The 16,486-nt window shown below is 42.8% G+C and carries 13 protein-coding genes; 1 reads left to right on the forward strand and 12 read right to left on the reverse strand.

Translation table 11 applies throughout. From position 1 onward, the window contains the following. Positions 1-12: 12 nt before the first annotated feature. From pyrG to priA, 6 genes are all read right to left on the reverse strand, one after another. Complete coding sequence (pyrG, locus tag C3007_RS09725; RefSeq protein ID WP_103854256.1) at positions 13-1,641, reverse strand: glutamine hydrolyzing CTP synthase; 1,629 nt, start codon at positions 1,639-1,641, stop codon at positions 13-15. Between the two features lie 233 nt (positions 1,642-1,874). Further along, the gene (acrB, locus tag C3007_RS09730) at positions 1,875-4,973 is read right to left on the reverse strand and encodes a multidrug efflux RND transporter permease subunit AcrB (protein ID WP_103854257.1); all 3,099 of its coding nucleotides are present in this window, start codon (positions 4,971-4,973) and stop codon (positions 1,875-1,877) included. A 14-nt stretch (positions 4,974-4,987) separates the two neighbouring features. Next, positions 4,988-6,214, reverse strand: coding sequence for a multidrug efflux RND transporter periplasmic adaptor subunit AcrA (gene acrA, locus C3007_RS09735; protein ID WP_103854258.1), 1,227 nt, complete (start codon positions 6,212-6,214; stop codon positions 4,988-4,990). A 29-nt stretch (positions 6,215-6,243) separates the two neighbouring features. Then, positions 6,244-6,810, reverse strand: coding sequence for a TetR/AcrR family transcriptional regulator (locus C3007_RS09740; protein WP_103854259.1), 567 nt, complete (start codon positions 6,808-6,810; stop codon positions 6,244-6,246). A 174-nt stretch (positions 6,811-6,984) separates the two neighbouring features. Next, positions 6,985-7,788 (reverse strand): cell division protein FtsN, encoded by an 804-nt coding sequence (ftsN, locus tag C3007_RS09745; RefSeq protein WP_103854260.1) that lies wholly within the window; start codon positions 7,786-7,788, stop codon positions 6,985-6,987. 217 nt (positions 7,789-8,005) lie between these two features. Continuing rightward, positions 8,006-10,192, reverse strand: coding sequence for a primosomal protein N' (priA, locus tag C3007_RS09750; protein WP_103854261.1), 2,187 nt, complete (start codon positions 10,190-10,192; stop codon positions 8,006-8,008). 200 nt (positions 10,193-10,392) lie between these two features. Here priA and rpmE point away from each other — a divergent pair, with 200 nt between their 5' ends. Beyond that, positions 10,393-10,605, forward strand: coding sequence for a 50S ribosomal protein L31 (gene rpmE / locus C3007_RS09755; protein ID WP_103854262.1), 213 nt, complete (start codon positions 10,393-10,395; stop codon positions 10,603-10,605). A 125-nt stretch (positions 10,606-10,730) separates the two neighbouring features. Here the strand turns inward: rpmE and paeA are convergent, their stop codons facing one another. The 6 genes from paeA to mltG form a co-directional block, all read right to left on the reverse strand. Further along, on the reverse strand, positions 10,731-12,020 hold the full coding sequence (gene paeA / locus C3007_RS09760; RefSeq protein ID WP_103854263.1) for a polyamine export protein PaeA: 1,290 nt from the start codon (positions 12,018-12,020) through the stop codon (positions 10,731-10,733). A gap of 66 nt (positions 12,021-12,086) precedes the next feature. Continuing rightward, entirely contained in the window at positions 12,087-12,614 is a 528-nt protein-coding gene (locus C3007_RS09765) for a DUF1523 family protein (protein ID WP_103854264.1), read from the reverse strand. Between the two features lie 28 nt (positions 12,615-12,642). Then, positions 12,643-13,425: a TatD family hydrolase gene (locus C3007_RS09770; RefSeq protein WP_103854265.1), complete on the reverse strand. Its 783-nt coding sequence runs from the start codon at positions 13,423-13,425 to the stop codon at positions 12,643-12,645. Between the two features lie 9 nt (positions 13,426-13,434). Continuing rightward, a complete protein-coding gene (locus tag C3007_RS09775; protein WP_103854266.1) occupies positions 13,435-14,439 on the reverse strand; it encodes a DNA polymerase III subunit delta' in 1,005 nt (334 codons plus the stop codon). A 5-nt stretch (positions 14,440-14,444) separates the two neighbouring features. Further along, on the reverse strand, positions 14,445-15,074 hold the full coding sequence (gene tmk / locus C3007_RS09780) for a dTMP kinase (RefSeq protein ID WP_103854267.1): 630 nt from the start codon (positions 15,072-15,074) through the stop codon (positions 14,445-14,447). Position 15,075: 1 nt separating this feature from the next. Next, the gene (mltG, locus tag C3007_RS09785; protein ID WP_103854268.1) at positions 15,076-16,107 is read right to left on the reverse strand and encodes an endolytic transglycosylase MltG; all 1,032 of its coding nucleotides are present in this window, start codon (positions 16,105-16,107) and stop codon (positions 15,076-15,078) included. Positions 16,108-16,486: the final 379 nt, after the last annotated feature.

The following is a 16,486-nucleotide window of genomic DNA, read 5'->3' on the forward strand; positions in this document are numbered from 1 at the left end:
TGCATAACAAAATTATTTCTGTTGATATTCCTTTGCCGCCTTCACAAAACCTTCAAACAATGGGTGTCCATCGCGTGGGGTTGAAGTAAATTCAGGGTGGAATTGACAAGCCACAAACCAAGGGTGTTCAGGCACTTCAATAATTTCCACCAGTTTTTTATCCGCAGATAATCCCGTTACTTTTAAGCCTGCTTTTTCAATTTGTGGCAGTAGAGTATTGTTTACTTCGTAACGATGACGATGACGCTCTTCAATGGTTTCCGCACCATAGAGTTCACGCGCACGGCTACCTTCTGCGAGATGACATTGTTGCGCACCTAAACGCATTGTGCCACCAAGATCAGATTGATCGTTACGAGTTTCAATATTTCCTTCTGCATCTTGCCATTCGGTAATCAAACCAACCACAGGCTGTTTGCAGTCTTTATCAAATTCAGTAGAGTTGGCTTCGGTTAATCCCGCTTTATGACGCGCGTATTCAATTAACGCCACTTGCATTCCTAAACAAATACCTAAGTAAGGAATGTTATTTTCACGCGCATATTGCGCGGTGCGAATTTTGCCTTCTACGCCACGATAGCCAAAGCCACCTGGGACTAAAATACCGTCTAAGCCTTTCAGCACATCGGTACCTTTGGTTTCGACATCTTCGGAATCAATGTATTTGATATTCACGTTTAAACGGTTTTTCAAGCCACCGTGTTTTAACGCTTCGTTCACCGATTTATAGGCATCAGGTAATTCGGTATATTTGCCCACCATACCGATGGTTACTTCGCCAGTTGGGTTGGCTTGTTGGTAAAGCACTTGTTCCCATTCGCTTAAATCTGCTTCAGGGCAATCTAAATGGAAACGCTGACAAATAAACTCATCTAAGCCTTGCGATTTCAGTAAGGCTGGAATTTGATAAATGGAGTTCACGTCTTTTAACGAAATCACCGCGCGCTCTGGCACATTACAGAACAAGGCGATTTTGGCGCGCTCATTCGGTGGAACCATACGATCAGAACGGCAAATTAACACATCAGGCTGAATACCAATAGATAGCAATTCTTTCACTGAGTGTTGTGTTGGTTTGGTTTTCACTTCCCCTGCCGTTGGAATATAAGGCACAAGGGTTAAGTGCATAAAGATCGTACGCTCACGGCCCACTTGTACAGCAAGCTGACGCAAGGCTTCTAAGAAAGGTAAGGATTCAATATCCCCCACTGTGCCACCCACTTCGACAATCGCGACATCGTGGCCAGCAGCACCGTCAATCACACGGGCTTTAATTTCGTTGGTAATATGTGGGATCACTTGAATGGTCGCACCAAGATAATCACCACGGCGTTCTTTGCGTAGCACTTCAGAATAAATTTTACCGGTGGTGAAATTGTTGCGTTTGGTCATTTTGGTGCGAATAAAACGCTCATAATGTCCTAAATCGAGATCGGTTTCTGCACCGTCTTGGGTTACAAACACTTCGCCGTGTTGGGTTGGACTCATTGTGCCGGGATCCACATTAATATAAGGATCCAGCTTCATAATGGTTACATTCAAACCACGGGCTTCTAAAATTGCCGCAAGAGATGCCGCAGCAATACCTTTACCTAGGGAAGAAACAACACCGCCCGTTACAAAAATATAATTGGTAGCCATAATTGAACCTAATTTGTTTGAGATGAAAGTTGATAATCATTGTAATAAGACGGGACGTTAGTTTACAGCAAAGGGCAATTTAACTCAATCATTGAGGCAGATTTTTTATTTTTAAAGTGCGGTGGTTTTTTCTCAGATTTTTATAAATCTTTCATAAAATCTCACCGCACTTGCACTTGTGTTCTGTCAATAAAAAAGCTACCCGAAGGTAGCTTTTGATTTTTAATGCTTAATTAATGCTGTGCATTATTTTCTAATGCGGGCTGATTTTCATCAAACTCTGGCAATGGTTTGTGTTCGCTTGCGATGTAAGTATAAATAACTGGCAAGATGAACAAGGTAAATAGCGTACCGATTGCTAGCCCTGCTACGATCACAATCCCGATACTAAAGCGAGAAACCGCACCTGCGCCTGTGGCGTAGAGCAATGGGATTAAACCTGCGATCATTGCTGCGGTGGTCATCAAAATTGGACGTAAACGCACTGTTGCGGCGGCCATAATCGCTTCACGGCGGTTTTTGTGGTGATAAAGCTGCTCTTCTTTTGCTACTTCACACATTAAGATACCGTGCTTGGTGATTAGGCCCACAAGGGTAATTAATCCCACTTGCGAATAAATGTTCAAGGTTGCCCCTGCCACGCCAAGCAAGCTGAATAAATTCAAGGCAAATAATGCCCCACTCACCGCAAGCGGTACGGAAATCATAATCACTAATGGATCGCGGATAGATTCAAATTGAATCGCTAACACTAAGAAAATGATAATCACCGCAAGGGCAAAGGTTACCGCTAAAGCATTTCCTTCTTGTACTAACTGACGGGCTTCGCCTTTGAAGTCGTAGTTATAGCCTTGTGGTAAATCCTGATTTGCGGTGTCTTGTAACCATTTCACCACATCACCAATACTGGTGGTTGGTGACGGCACAGCGCCGATAATCGCCGAATTTAACTGGCTAAAGCGCGGTAATGAACTTGGTTGTGATTCAAGGGTTACGGTTAAGAAACTGCTTAACGGCACAGATTCACCATTGCTTGCTTTCACGAAGTAGTTATCCATACTTTCTGGTGCAAGGCGATCTTTGCGTTTTACTTGTGAGATCACTTTATACGCACGGCCATCAATGTCCACACGAGTGATGGTGGCTGCAGAAAGATAGCTGCCTAAAGTCTGGCTAATTTGTTGCATTGATATGCCGTAAGTTCCCGCTTTCTCTTTATCAATGGTGATTTTCATTTGCGCAGTATCAAACTTCAACGCTAAAGTCGTGTACACAAACTGTCCAGAGTTTTTCATTTTATCAAGGAAAGCGCCTGCCACTTCAGCCAACTCTTTGTAATCTTTCGCAGTGCTAATCACAAAACTTACTGGCGGGCCTTGTTCCCCTGTTTCAATTTCAGGGAAGGCGAAACCACTGACCGAAATTTCTGGAATCGCTTGTGCTTTTTTGTTTAGCTCTGCTAACACTTCGCTTTGTTTTCGGCTACGCTCTTTCCAATCTTTCAAGGTAACTACGTTAAGTGATTGGTTAGAGGCTGGCGCGCCCGAAATAACCATAGAAAAGGCAACTTCATCAGTATTTTTTAAGATCTCTTCATAGCCTTTCATTGCCCCTTGTACATAATCCACATTGACATTTGCCGGCGCTGTACCCAAGGCAAGGAATGCACCTTTATCTTCCGCAGGGGTTAATTCACTAGAAAGAGAATTAAACAACATTGGCAAGGTGGCAAAAATCACTACGGCAAAGGCTAGCACGAATTTACGGCTATTCATCACGATACCAAGCACATATTCATAAGTGCGGGTCAATTTTCCTAAGGTATTTTCAATACGTTGCTCAAGTTTTGATGGCTCGGTATGCGGTTTGAGTAATTTACTACTCATCATTGGCGAAAGGGTTAATGCCACAATCCCTGAAATAAATACCGCACCTGCAAGAGTGAGGGCGAATTCTTTAAACAATGAACCGGTAATCCCACTCATTAATGCCATTGGGGAATATACTGCAATCAAGGCAATAGTCATTGAAATAACTGGCGTTGCAATTTCTCTTGTACCGATGATTGCTGCGCGGAATGGGGTTTCACCCAGTTTGATATGGCGATCCACATTTTCTAGCACCACAATGGCATCGTCCACCACCAAGCCGATAGCCAGAATTAAAGCCAGCAAGGTCATCAAGTTGATGGAGAAATCAAAGGCTTGTAACATCATTATTACCCCGATCAAGGAAATCGGAATAGTAATAACTGGGATCAAAATCGCACGGAATGAACCGATAAATAACGTGATCACAACCAATACGATAATGGTTGCTTCTAAAATGGTTTTTACCACTTCATCAATGGAGCTGTTAATCGCAATCGTGCGGTCATAAAGAATGTCCGTTTCAATGCTATCTGGCAAATTGCGTTTAATGCTTTCGTATAACGGACGAATATTTTCTGCCACCGTTAATGGGTTTGCCGTTGAGGCAGGATCAATGGCTAACACCACAGAATCTGAACCATTTGCCACGGCACGGCTGTCATCGCTTTCTTTGTTTAATTCCACATCGGCAATATCACGCAAACGCACGAGATTATCACCTTTTGAATACACGATCAGATTTTGTAACTGCTCTACGGTTTTGGTGGTAGTTTCCACTTTGTTTTTATACACCGTGAAATAACCGTTATCATTCCCCGCGGCGGTTTGCACGTTATTTGCTGATAACGCCGCCATAACTTCTGGCGCTGAAAGATTTTGTGATGCCATTTTTTGTGGATCTAACCAAATGCGCATTGCATATTGTGATGCCCCGAAAATTGACACTTTTGCCACCCCTTCTACGGTAAAGAACTGCGGTTTCACCACACGTTCAATATAGTCGGTAACTTGGCTTGCATCTAATTTGTTAGAACGGAAACTGATGTACATAATCCCCGATCCCCCAGTGGAAGACGTAATCGCAGGATCATCAATACCACTTGGTAAAGCAGAACGTACCGAGTTCACCTTCGCTAATACATCAGCTAGTGCGGCGTTTGGATCGGTATTCAGTTTCATTTTTACCGTAATAGAAGATACATTTGGACGGCTTTCAGAGGACATATAATCAATATTATCCGCCTGCGCCACTGCTTCTTCTAATTTTGACGTAATAAACGCTTGGATCAGATTGGCATCTGCCCCGGGGTAAGTGGTGGTAACATTAATTACCGTGGTGGTCATTTTAGGATATTCACGCACCGTCAATTTCGAAATGGCTTGCAGACCTAAAATCACAATCAGCAAGCTAATCGAAACCGCTAAAATGGGGCGACGAATAAATATATCTGTAAATTTCATTCGCTATTTCCTAATTAAAGATTGGTTTTCTTCACAGGTTCGCTTGTTCCCACGCCTGCTTTATCAGTAACAAACACTAAGCTGCCGTTACCGATGCGTTGCTGACCGCCTGTGATGATTAAATCACCCACTTTCACATCATCGCCTTTTAATTGGGCATAAATACCTTGGCGATCTTTGGTGAATACAGTGATTTGTTTGGCTCGATAGACTTTATCAATATCATCTTTGTGCGGGAATTTATCGTTATCTAATAGCTTCTGTTTATCTTCATCAGAAAGTGCGGTTAAAACGTAGGCGATTTCTCCATACATATTGTAGCTCACCGCCACTTGTGGCACGACAACTTGGTTGCGCTCTGTTGGCAAAGCAATGCGTAAACGGGTGAACATTCCTGATAATAATTTTTCGCCCTCAGGCTGATCAAAGGTCGCTTGCACATCAATTAAGCCTGTTGAACCATTAATTGCTGGCTCAATTGCGGTGATTTTTGCCCCAAAGGTTTCCCCTAACAAGGCGTCCGCCGTTGCAGTAACTTTTTGATCTAAGTGTAATTGCTCTAAGGAATTTTGTGCTACGGAGAAATCCACTTTCATTTGACTACGATCTTCCACGCGGACAATTGGGCTGCCTAAAGTAACGTATTGTCCTACGTTGACTTTCACAATCCCCGCTACGCCATCAAAAGGCGCAACAATTTGGCGGCGTTCAATGGTGGCTTTTAACGCATCAATATTCGCAACTAAGGCATCGTAACTGGCTTTGGCATTATCCAATTCCTGTTGCGACACACTTTTGGTTTTATAAAGATTGAGATAGCGTTGATAGGTTTGTTTCACCGAAGAAAGCTGCGCTTGCGAAGCCGATAAATTTGCCTGTTCCACTGAGCTGTCTAACTGCACTAACACATCGCCTTTTTTCACAGTTTGGCCTGATTGCACCAATACTTTAGATACCATACCTGCGGTTTGTGCGCTTAGCATTGCCCCTTGATTTGGACGAACCAAACCTGTGGTTTCAATCACTGGCGTCCATTCTCTCGCTTCTACTTTCATTGCCGTAACTGGGTTGGCAGTTTCTGGCATACTTGCCAAATATTGACCAATCATTTTTCCTTTAAAGATATTTGCCGCAATCATTGCAATAAAAATTAATGCCGCCACGATGAGGATCAACTTCACCCAAAAAACGTGCGAACGCTTTTGTGTTTTAGGCTGAACGGGTTGAGTATTAAGACTCATAAAAAAACTCCATAATAACTATAACTAAACTATTTTTGCATTGATCGCCAAGTTCTTATAATAACTTCCTCTAAAATATCATTTTCAACTTCAGTTTTTATAAAAGCATGATCGTATGCTAAGTTAATCGCACTTTCTAAACCTAATGAAAATAATATTTTCGGCGGTAAATCACATAATACTCCGGCTTGATTTGCTTTTTGGCAAAACGCATACCATAGGGTTTGTTTTTCCTGTTCCATACAAATTTGATAGAAATCAGGTAAGGATAGATATTGGCTCATATTCACCACAATCATTGGATTGTCTTGTAAATAATGCCAAATGTTCCACCACATTTGACGATATTGTTCAAAGTGCGGTTGGTTTTCATCGTAATTTTTTTCTAATTCCTTAGAAAAAAGGGTGAACACCCTGCGAGCAAATTCCTTTAGTAATTCTTCTTTACTTTTGAAGTAAATATAAATTGTTCCCGCAGAAATATTGGCTTCTTTGGCAATTTTGTGCATCGACAAATTGTGCAATCCACCTGCTGCTATCAGCCGTTCTGTGGCCAAAAAGATTTGCTCGGTCATCTCATTTTCAGATTGACGCATTGAAATAACCTTAAAAAAATTGAGAAAAAGAAGTACAAACAGTAAAAAGAATGGACTGAATGAACGTTCGTTCATTTTAATGATTTTTTATTTTAACGCAATAAATAAATCAAAAAATAAGCGAAAAAAAGCCACCTTTTGAAAGGTGGCTGATGAGATTTAGTATTTTAAATTTTACATTCCAATCAACACACAAGTGGTGATTGACTTCGCCTTTTCAAGCGTCTTTTGCGTTGTTGTGCGATCCCCCACCGGACCAATTACCACACGATTCCAATCTGCACTGCTATTTACACGCGCATTAAACCCAGCTAACACAAGTTTGGCTTGAATATTTTCTGCTTGTTGGCGATTTTTAAATGCGCCACATTGCAAGCCATATTTTTTCTCTCCATTGGTGTTTTTTGCGACTGCAGCTTCCACTTTCTTCGGCGCTTCTTCTTTTTTCACCGTTTCCGCTTTTTTGCTTTCTTCTTTTACTTTCACAACAGGTTTTGTTTCTACCACCGTAGGCTTGCTTTCCACCACGTTGGCTTTGGCTTGATCTGGTTTTTTCGCAGTTTCTCTAGCGGCTTGTTCTTCTGCTTTCTTGCGTTCCTCGACCTGTTTTAAGCGAGCCGCTTCTGCCGCTTTTTGCTCTTTCTCCATTTCGATTAGCACTTTTTTCTGCTCTTCTGTTAGACGCATATTTTTTTCCAAAGATTTTGGATTATCGTCCACAGGCACGGTGCGGGTTTCCAAGGCCTTAATGTAACTCCACACTTCTTCGGGTGGCGTTGGTAAGACGCTTTTTGGCGCTTTTTTCTCTGGTGTTACCAACACGGGTGCAATTTCATTAGATTTTTCTTTTAACAAGAATAATCCCGCCACGAAAACACCGATCACTAATGCTGCAATGCCTAAAATCAGCGATTTATTTACTTTTTTTGCTTTTTTCTTTGGTTTGCCTGTACGGCGAGCATAATCACGTTGAGCCACAATAAAACCTTATATTTAAAAGTGCGGTGGAAATTTACGCTAAATTTGCTTTCGGAAATAGCTTAATTATTAGCTATGGAAGATTGCGATTAAATTGAATGATGAATAAAAACTCAAGATCATTATTCAATAAAACGGATTAGAAAATAAATTTCCCCTAATTTCGTCCGATAAAAATTATCCCAATTCTACTGAAAAATAAGGGGAATGGCTAGCGCTAACTTAGATCTAAAGGATCGATGTCTAAAATCCACCGCACTTGGTGAGATTTTTGCGGAATATGCGATTTAAACTGGCTTAACACTTGTTGTAATTTCGCTTTGGAAGAATGTTGTAGCAATAATTGCCAGCGGTAAAACCCTGCTTTTTTACTAAAGGGCGCAGGCAATGGGCCGTAAATTTGCAAGCCTGCGACATTTTGTTGTTGTAGCTGTTCGGCAATGTGTTGTAAAAATTGCTCCGCTTCTTCGCTATGTCGGCTCTGCGCGCGAAACAATGCCTGTGCGCTATAAGGTGGCAGCACCATTTGTTGGCGTAACTGCAAGGCTTGCTGAGCAAATTCGCCATAGCCATCTTTTAACAAGGTACGTAATAAGGGGTGATCAGGATAGTGCGTTTGCAGCACTACTTGTCCGTGTTTTTCACCGCGCCCCGCGCGCCCTGACACTTGTACATAAAGCTGAGCAAGCCGTTCTTCTGCACGAAAATCCAAAGAAAACAAGGCGTTATCCACATTCATTAAGCCCACTAAGGTAACATTAGGAAAATGATGGCCTTTTGCGAGCATTTGCGTGCCGATTAAGATCTGGCTTTTGCCTTGTTGAATATCTTGCAAATGCTGTTCTAGCTTGCCTTTGCGCGCGGTACTATCGCGGTCAATACGGGTTACCACATAATCAGGAAAGCGTTGTTTGAGGGTTTCTTCCAGCTGTTCGGTGCCAAGCCCTGTGGTCATCAAATGGGTTGAGCCACAATGGCCACATTGCATTGGAATGGGCTTTTGTGAGTTACAATGATGACAGCGCAACACGCGTTGATGTTGATGATAAGTATAAGGTTTTTCGCAATGCTGACATTCGGCAATCCAACCGCATTCGTGGCAAAACAACACGGGCGCAAAACCACGGCGGTTTAAAAATAACAACACTTGATTGCCTTGCTGTAAATGTTCCTGCATTTTGTTGGCAAGGGCATCTGACAAGCCATTTTGCATACGCTGATGTTTCAGATCGATAACAAATTGCTGAAGTGCGGTGCTATTTCCTGCTCTTTTTTGCAAAATAATGTGCTGGTATTTGCCCAACTTCACGTTATTTAAGCTCTCAAGGCTTGGCGTTGCCGATCCTAATAAAATGGGAATATCCAGCTGTTTGGCATACACCACGGCGAGATCCCGCGCGTGATAACGCCAGCCCTCTTGCTGCTTGAAAGAACTGTCGTGTTCTTCATCAATCACGATCAAGCCAAGATCGGCAAATTGGGTAAACAGCGCCGATCTCGTACCAATTACCACCGCACTTTGCCCCGATTTTGCTCGTTGCCAAGCCTGCAAGCGTTGTGTATCGTTCAAATTAGAATGTAGAACATCAATTTCCACATTAAAACGCGCCTTAAAGCGCTGTACAGTTTGCGGGGTTAAGCCAATCTCCGGCACTAGCACCAGCACTTGTCGCCCTTTTTTCAAGGTTTCTTCAATGCTTTGTAAATAAATTTCCGTTTTGCCCGAACCCGTTACACCATCAATCAGCCACGCCGCAAAGCCTTGGTGAAATAAAATCTGCCCTAGCGCCAACGCTTGTTCTTTATTTAAGCGATGTTTATTTTGCTCATTTACAATCGGCTGTTCAATATCTTGCCAAGGGCGAATTTCCGCTAGCTGTTCTTTTTCTACCACATAGCCTTTTTCTTTCAGACTCTGCCAAATGCTCGCAGCAAAGGAATTCTGCCCTTTTTCCATAGGCTGCGCGGCCAATAATTGCAAGGCTTCTTGCTGTCTCTTCGCGCGTTTCAGCAAACTCTCACGCAAAGCTTGCGCGCCTAATTCTGTAATATGGAAAAAAACTTGAGAATTTTGCACCGCACTTTCGCCCTGTCGCAATTTCACTGGCAAGGCTTGGAATAAGGCTTCTCCCAAGGGCGCTTGATAATAATTCGCTGCCCAGTGAATGAGCTGCCACACAGGTTCGTTAAATAAATTTTGTTCATCTAGCACGCCCAAGATCTCTTTGAGCTGTTGTGGTTCGATCTCACTTTCCGTGGGAAAGTCCACCACGATCCCCACTCGTTTTTGCATTCCAAATGGCACAACCACACGCCCACCCACCACAGGACTTAAACCCTCGGGTAGAAGATAATCAAAAAATTGGAACAACGGCACAGCCAGCGCCACACGAACAAGTTTCATTATGCGAGCCTTAACAAACAAAAATTGCCCTTATTATAGCGGAATAATCTCGCCCCTTGAATATTCCTTTTTTTTCGGTATAATCTGCGGGCTTAAATGAAAGATCCTGCTTATGGCGATGTGCTATAAGCGTAATATTAACCACACTCGGTGCTAAATTCAGTTTTAGAGAGCGGAGTGGCTTCAAATTGAGGTTTTCTATGAAACAAGGTATTCACCCAGAATATAAAGAAATTACTGCAACTTGTTCTTGCGGTAACGTAATCAAAACGCGTTCAACTTTAGGTAAAGATTTGAACTTAGATGTGTGCAGCAACTGCCACCCATTCTACACTGGTAAACAACGTGTTGTTGATACTGGTGGTCGTGTTGAACGCTTCAACAAACGCTTCAGCATTCCAAGCACAAAATAAGATTGTTGATGATAAAAAACCCTACGCAAGTAGGGTTTTTTGTTGAGTAAAAATATGGATTGAGCAAACACAGGCAGCTTACCGATCACGTTCTTTTCAGCTCACTACCTTATCTAGCCTTAATCCTATATATCCTTTCTTAAAGACACCATCAGCTGGTCGATTTTAAAATTCTCGGTATCGATAATTTCAAATTTATATTTGTCGTATAGCACAAAATCGGTTTTTTTCGGGATTTTGCGTAGCATATACATCATAAATCCGCCGATGGTTTCGTAGTTTTCCGCATCAGGGAAGGTTTCGATTTCTAAGGCGCGCATTACATCTTCTAAAGGGGTTGCGCCGTCAATCAGCCACGAGCTTTCGTCACGGCGGACGATTTGCTCTTCTTCACTCGACACCAATTCGCCCATTACGATGCTCATCACATCATTTAAGGTAACAATGCCCACCACTAAGGCATACTCATTGACGATCACGGCAAAATCTTCGCCAGAAGACTTAAATAATTCCAACACTTCAAATAAGGATAAGGTGTCAGGAATAAATAATGCTTTACGCAAAATCCGTTGGTCTGTGAGAGAAACCTGCTGTTCTTGCAAATACAAGGTGAGCAAACTGTGCGATTCAATATAGCCTAAAATTTTATCTAGCCCATTATCGCAAATCAGCAATTTAGAATGAGGGTTAGATTTAATGGTTGCTATCACTTTTTCGCGATCAAAAGTGCGGTCTAAAAAAACAATATTTTCACGCGTGGTCATTGTGGAAGTCACCGTGCGTTCTTGCATATCGAAAATATTTTCAATCAAATAATGTTCTTGCGCTTTTAACACGCCTGCCTCTGCCCCTGCGTCCATCAGCGCCACAATATCTTCAGGGGTCAGGTTATCTTCTCGCACAGTAGAAATACGCAATAAGCGAAATACGCCATTGGCAATGGTGTCAAACAGCCACACGATAGGCTTAAATAAGAAAATGCAGAACAGCATAATGCGCACAGTACGCAATGCGACAGCTTCTGGATTGGTCATTGCAAGACGTTTAGGAATCAGATCTGCCAGTAAAATAAACGCAATGGTTACAATGGCAAAAGACAACCAAGATGCGGCACTTTGCAGCCATTCTGCGTGGCTATATTGGGCAAGTAATTTTTCCAGTACAGGACTAATGGCGCTTTCGCCAATCACCCCACCTAAAATTGCCACCATATTCAAGCCAATTTGCACCACGGTGATAAATCGCCCTGGTTGCGCTTGTAGTTGTAGCACTAATCTTGCTCGCTCATCACCTTCATTTTCAAGGCTTTGTAGCTTTAATTTTCTTGCTCCTGCGAGGGAAATTTCTGCGGAAGAAATCACCGCACTTATGCCAATTAAGGCAGCCAAACTTAATATTGCTTCAAATAATCCCATTTTTATTATCCTTAGACAAAAAATGGTGCATCACAAGATACACCACTTTCACCTTACTTTTGATGCTTATCGTTCGCTATCAAACCAACCGCGTACGAATTGGATTGAGAAAAACAGCGTAATCAACAAGAAGAAGTAAAACACATAAGACAAAATCGGGTAAGACGCGCCTTCATCTAAGGTTACTTCTTTGATTGATGTGGCATTACGGAACTCATCAAATAACACCAAACGCCAACCATAATATTTCACTTGCACCAATTTATGTTCCACCGCAAAACTTTGCGCTTTGGCTTGTAAATCTGCCGAACCAAATTTGAAATAGAACGGGAAGCCCCAGCGTGTATCTTCATTGCGGTACACCATTACCTTATCTTCATTCGGTTTTTGAGTATAAATGTAATACACATCACGAGTTGGGCCGTCTGCTGGATTTGATTTGGTAATCGGGCCATCTTTGTCCACACGTTTTACTTCCACCCCAGTAACGCGGGTTACGTCATAATGTGGGGTAACGTAGTTCACAAGGGCGAACAAAAAACCGTGGAATAAAAAGATGATCAAAATGAAAAAATATTTAAAAAAGCGGCGCATTGTTTCTTCCTCCTACTTTAGTGATGCTTTATTGTACCTGAATTTTGAACAAACGCTCAAAATTTTGTGTGGTGATTTGAGCAAATTCCTCGCTAGAAAGCCCTTTTAAGGTCGCCACATAATCGCATACTTCGCGAGTATAAGCTGGTTGATTTTGTTTACCACGATAAGGTACGGGCGCAAGATAAGGGCTGTCGGTTTCCACCAGCAGGCGATCTAACGGCACTTGACGCACCACATCACGCAATGCTTCCGCATTTCTAAAGGTAATAATGCCTGAAATGGAAATGTAAAACCCGAGATCAAGGGCTTGTTTTGCCATTTCCCAATTTTCCGTAAAACAATGCAAAACACCACCGCACTTTTGTGCATTATTTTCTTTCAACAGCGCAATGGTATCTTCTCTTGCGGCGCGCGTATGCACAATAATCGGCTTGTTTAACGCATTCGCCACGCCAATTTGCGCGGCAAACACCGATTGCTGTTTAGCTTTATTTTCTACACTGTAATAATAATCCAAGCCCATTTCCCCAATGGCGATAACTTTATCGTCTTGCGCCAATTTTAATAGACGCTCAGCGTCAAAGGGTTCATCATCTAAATCTAATGGGTGAACACCGCAAGCCAGCGAAATTTCAGAAAATGGCTTTAAGGTATCGTACATTTGCTCAAAACGTTTTAAGGTTACCCCCACCGCAAGCAAATGCTGAACGCCACGTTGCTTGGCTTTTTGCACCACATCGGCGACATTTTGGTGTAAGTTTTCATAATCTAATGCGTCTAAATGACAATGACTATCTACAATAAACATTTTACTTTCCTAATAATTTTGTTCGGGTTCAAACACCTCAGTAATTAAACGGGTTAAGCCATCAAGCAAGATAATTTCTTGATTCACGCCATTAATTTGTAATAAATCCGACCGCACTTGCTGCATAATTTGGCTGGCTTTTAGCAACCCTTGCGCGCTCTGCCTTTGATTAAATCGGGCAATGGCTTGCAGAAAATCCGCCTGTACCCAGTGTTCAGGCACGTTCAGCTTCATCTTCAACGCATCACGCAAAAAGGCACTGAGCCAGTCTAACTGCTGAAATAAAATCTCTTTTTCAAAGTGCGGTAATAATTCCAGCGGCGAACGGCGCATATAAAACTGCCAAAATTGACGCAGCAACTGCTTGCGTTTTTCCAATAATCCTTGCTGTAACATATCCAAAGCAGAAAGGGGGCGACCGTGCGAAACCTCAAGTGCGGTGCGAATTTCTTCGATTTTTCCTACATTTTTTCCTACATTCTGAGTTTCTAGCCAAGCCAAAGCTTCCGCTTCAGGCGGATTTGGAATAAGCCAAGGTTGGCTACGGCTATAAATTGTCGCCAACAAACTGGCAGAAAGATCCGCTTGAAGCAGGAAATAAGTTTGCTCAGTGGGTTCTTCCAAGGTTTTCAGCAACGCATTCGCCGCAGATTCCGTCAGGCGATCCACCTGTTTAATCATAACAACTTTATTGCCACCCTGCTGTGAACGCTGCGCGACTTTTTCATTCACTTCACGCACTTGGTCAATACCAATATCCTTATTTTCAATAGGTTCAAGCAGATAAAAATCAGGGTGATTGCCTGCATTAAACAGCTGACAGCTATGGCACGCACCACAAGGTTGGTTGCCCTTTGGCGATTGGCACATTAACCATTCCGCCACGCCTCGCACCAGTTCATCGCCACCGATGCCCTGCTCTGTTTTAAACAGCAAGGCGTGATGACCATAGCCCTGTTCAAAGGCGTTGATGATTTTGTCGTAATAAGGTTGCAGCCAAGGATAACGTAACATAAGTTTTATTGATGATTTTTAACAAAATTTTGCACCGCACTTTGAATATCGGCACGCACTTGTTCAATGGGCTGTTCCGCATTGATGATAACTGCTTTCGGATCATCTTTCACTAAAGCTAAATAACGATCTCGCGTGCGTTGGAAAAAAGCGATTTCCTGCTGTTCAATACGATCCAACTCGCCACGCCCTCTGGCTCGAGCCAAACCAATTTCGGGATCGAGATCTAAATATAGCGTGAGATCAGGGCTAAAATCTCCTAGCACCGCGTGCTTTAAGGTTTGCAACAACTGTGCATCAATTTGTCGCCCGCCCCCTTGATAGGCTTGGGAAGATAAATCGTGGCGATCGGCCACCACCCATTTACCTGTAGCAAGAGCGGGTTTAATCACATTTTCCACCAGCTGAATACGCGCGGCATAAAGCATTAACAGTTCCGCCTTATCGGTTACCGGTTCTTCCGTTTCATATTTGATCAAATGGCGTAATTTCTCCGCCAACGGCGTGCCACCAGGTTCACGGGTAAACACTACATCGTCAATGCCTTCGCGAGTTAGTACTTCCACAATGGCATCACGCGCGGTGGTTTTGCCAGCCCCTTCTAGCCCTTCGATCACAATAAATTTGCCAGTCATATTATTTCCCACTTTTTTGTTGGCGATACCAACGCAGATATTCTTGCACTGCTTGATTGTGCTGTTGTAAGTTTTTGCTGAATTTATGTCCGCCCGTGCCATCGGCCACGAAATATAAAAATTCCGTTTTCTCAGGGTGCGCCACGGCCTGCAAGGCGCTTTCTGTTGGCATTGCAATTGGCGTAGGCGGCAAGCCGTCAATCACATAGGTGTTGTATGGCGTGGCTTCTTCCAAATCCTTACGGCGAATATTGCCATTATAACGCTCACCCATTCCGTAAATCACGGTTGGGTCGGTTTGCAATTTCATCTTTTTATTCAAGCGGTTAATGAACACAGACGCCACTTTGCCACGCTCATCATTCAACGCGGTTTCACGCTCAACAATAGAAGCCAAAATCAGCATTTCATAGGCATTTTTTAGCGGCAAATTAGCATCGCGCGCTGCCCACATTTTTTCTAATAGGGCTTTCATACGATCTGCCGCCCGTTTCAATAAGGCTAAATCGCTCGACTTCGGCGTATAGCTGTATGTATCAGGATACAACCAGCCTTCAATTTTATGTGGTAAATCCGCGGGTAAATTTAATAATTGATAAATCTGCTCTTCGCTCTTATCTGCTAATTCTTGTTGTAAATAAGGAGCTTTCGCCAACGTTTTACGCCACGTTTTGAAGGTATCCCCTTCTAAAAAACGCACATTCAGTTGCACTTCTTTACCGCTGTTTAAACGTTGCAACAAATCCGCCACCGTCTTCACCCCCTCAAGGGAATAGGTTCCCGCCTTGATTTTGTTTAACTCGGGCTTGAGCTTTAACAACCACGGCAAATAGGTAGCATCATCAACCAGCTTTTCTTGCTCCAACAGCTTGGCTAATTTCGCCCCCGTTGTGCCACGATCCACCGTTAATAACTGATCCGCTTGCACATTCACAGGGTGCTGCACCCATTGCGTTAAATGCTGATAACCCCAAAGTGCCACACCACAAATCAAGAGCAGCAAAAACAAAAGAAAAAGGAAAAATTTTTTCATCGTCGATCCATCATCAAAAAATTGATGGCAAGTGTATCACAGACAGGCAAATTTTCAGAATGTTATGAAAAAACAAGAATAGGGTAAAAACAAAGTGCGGTGAAAAAATTCATAAAATTTCCACCGCACTTGCCATCAACAAATTAAACCTCTCTGTTTTATTGAACTATGAAAACTGTCATAACCTGATATAATCAGAAAATTTTAGTTCATCTAGATCATTAAATTAAAAATAAGGATTGTGAAATGAAAAATTTAGATCATAATACCAGCCAGCCAGCCAGCCAGCCAGCCAGCCAGCCAGCCAGCCAGCCAGCCAGCCAGCCAGCCAGCCAGCCAGCCAGCCAGCCAGCCAGCCAGCCAGCCAGCCAGCCAGCAG

Origin of the sequence: Avibacterium gallinarum (assembly GCF_002921135.1) — a bacterium.
Classification (GTDB): Bacteria; Pseudomonadota; Gammaproteobacteria; order Enterobacterales; family Pasteurellaceae; genus Avibacterium; species Avibacterium gallinarum.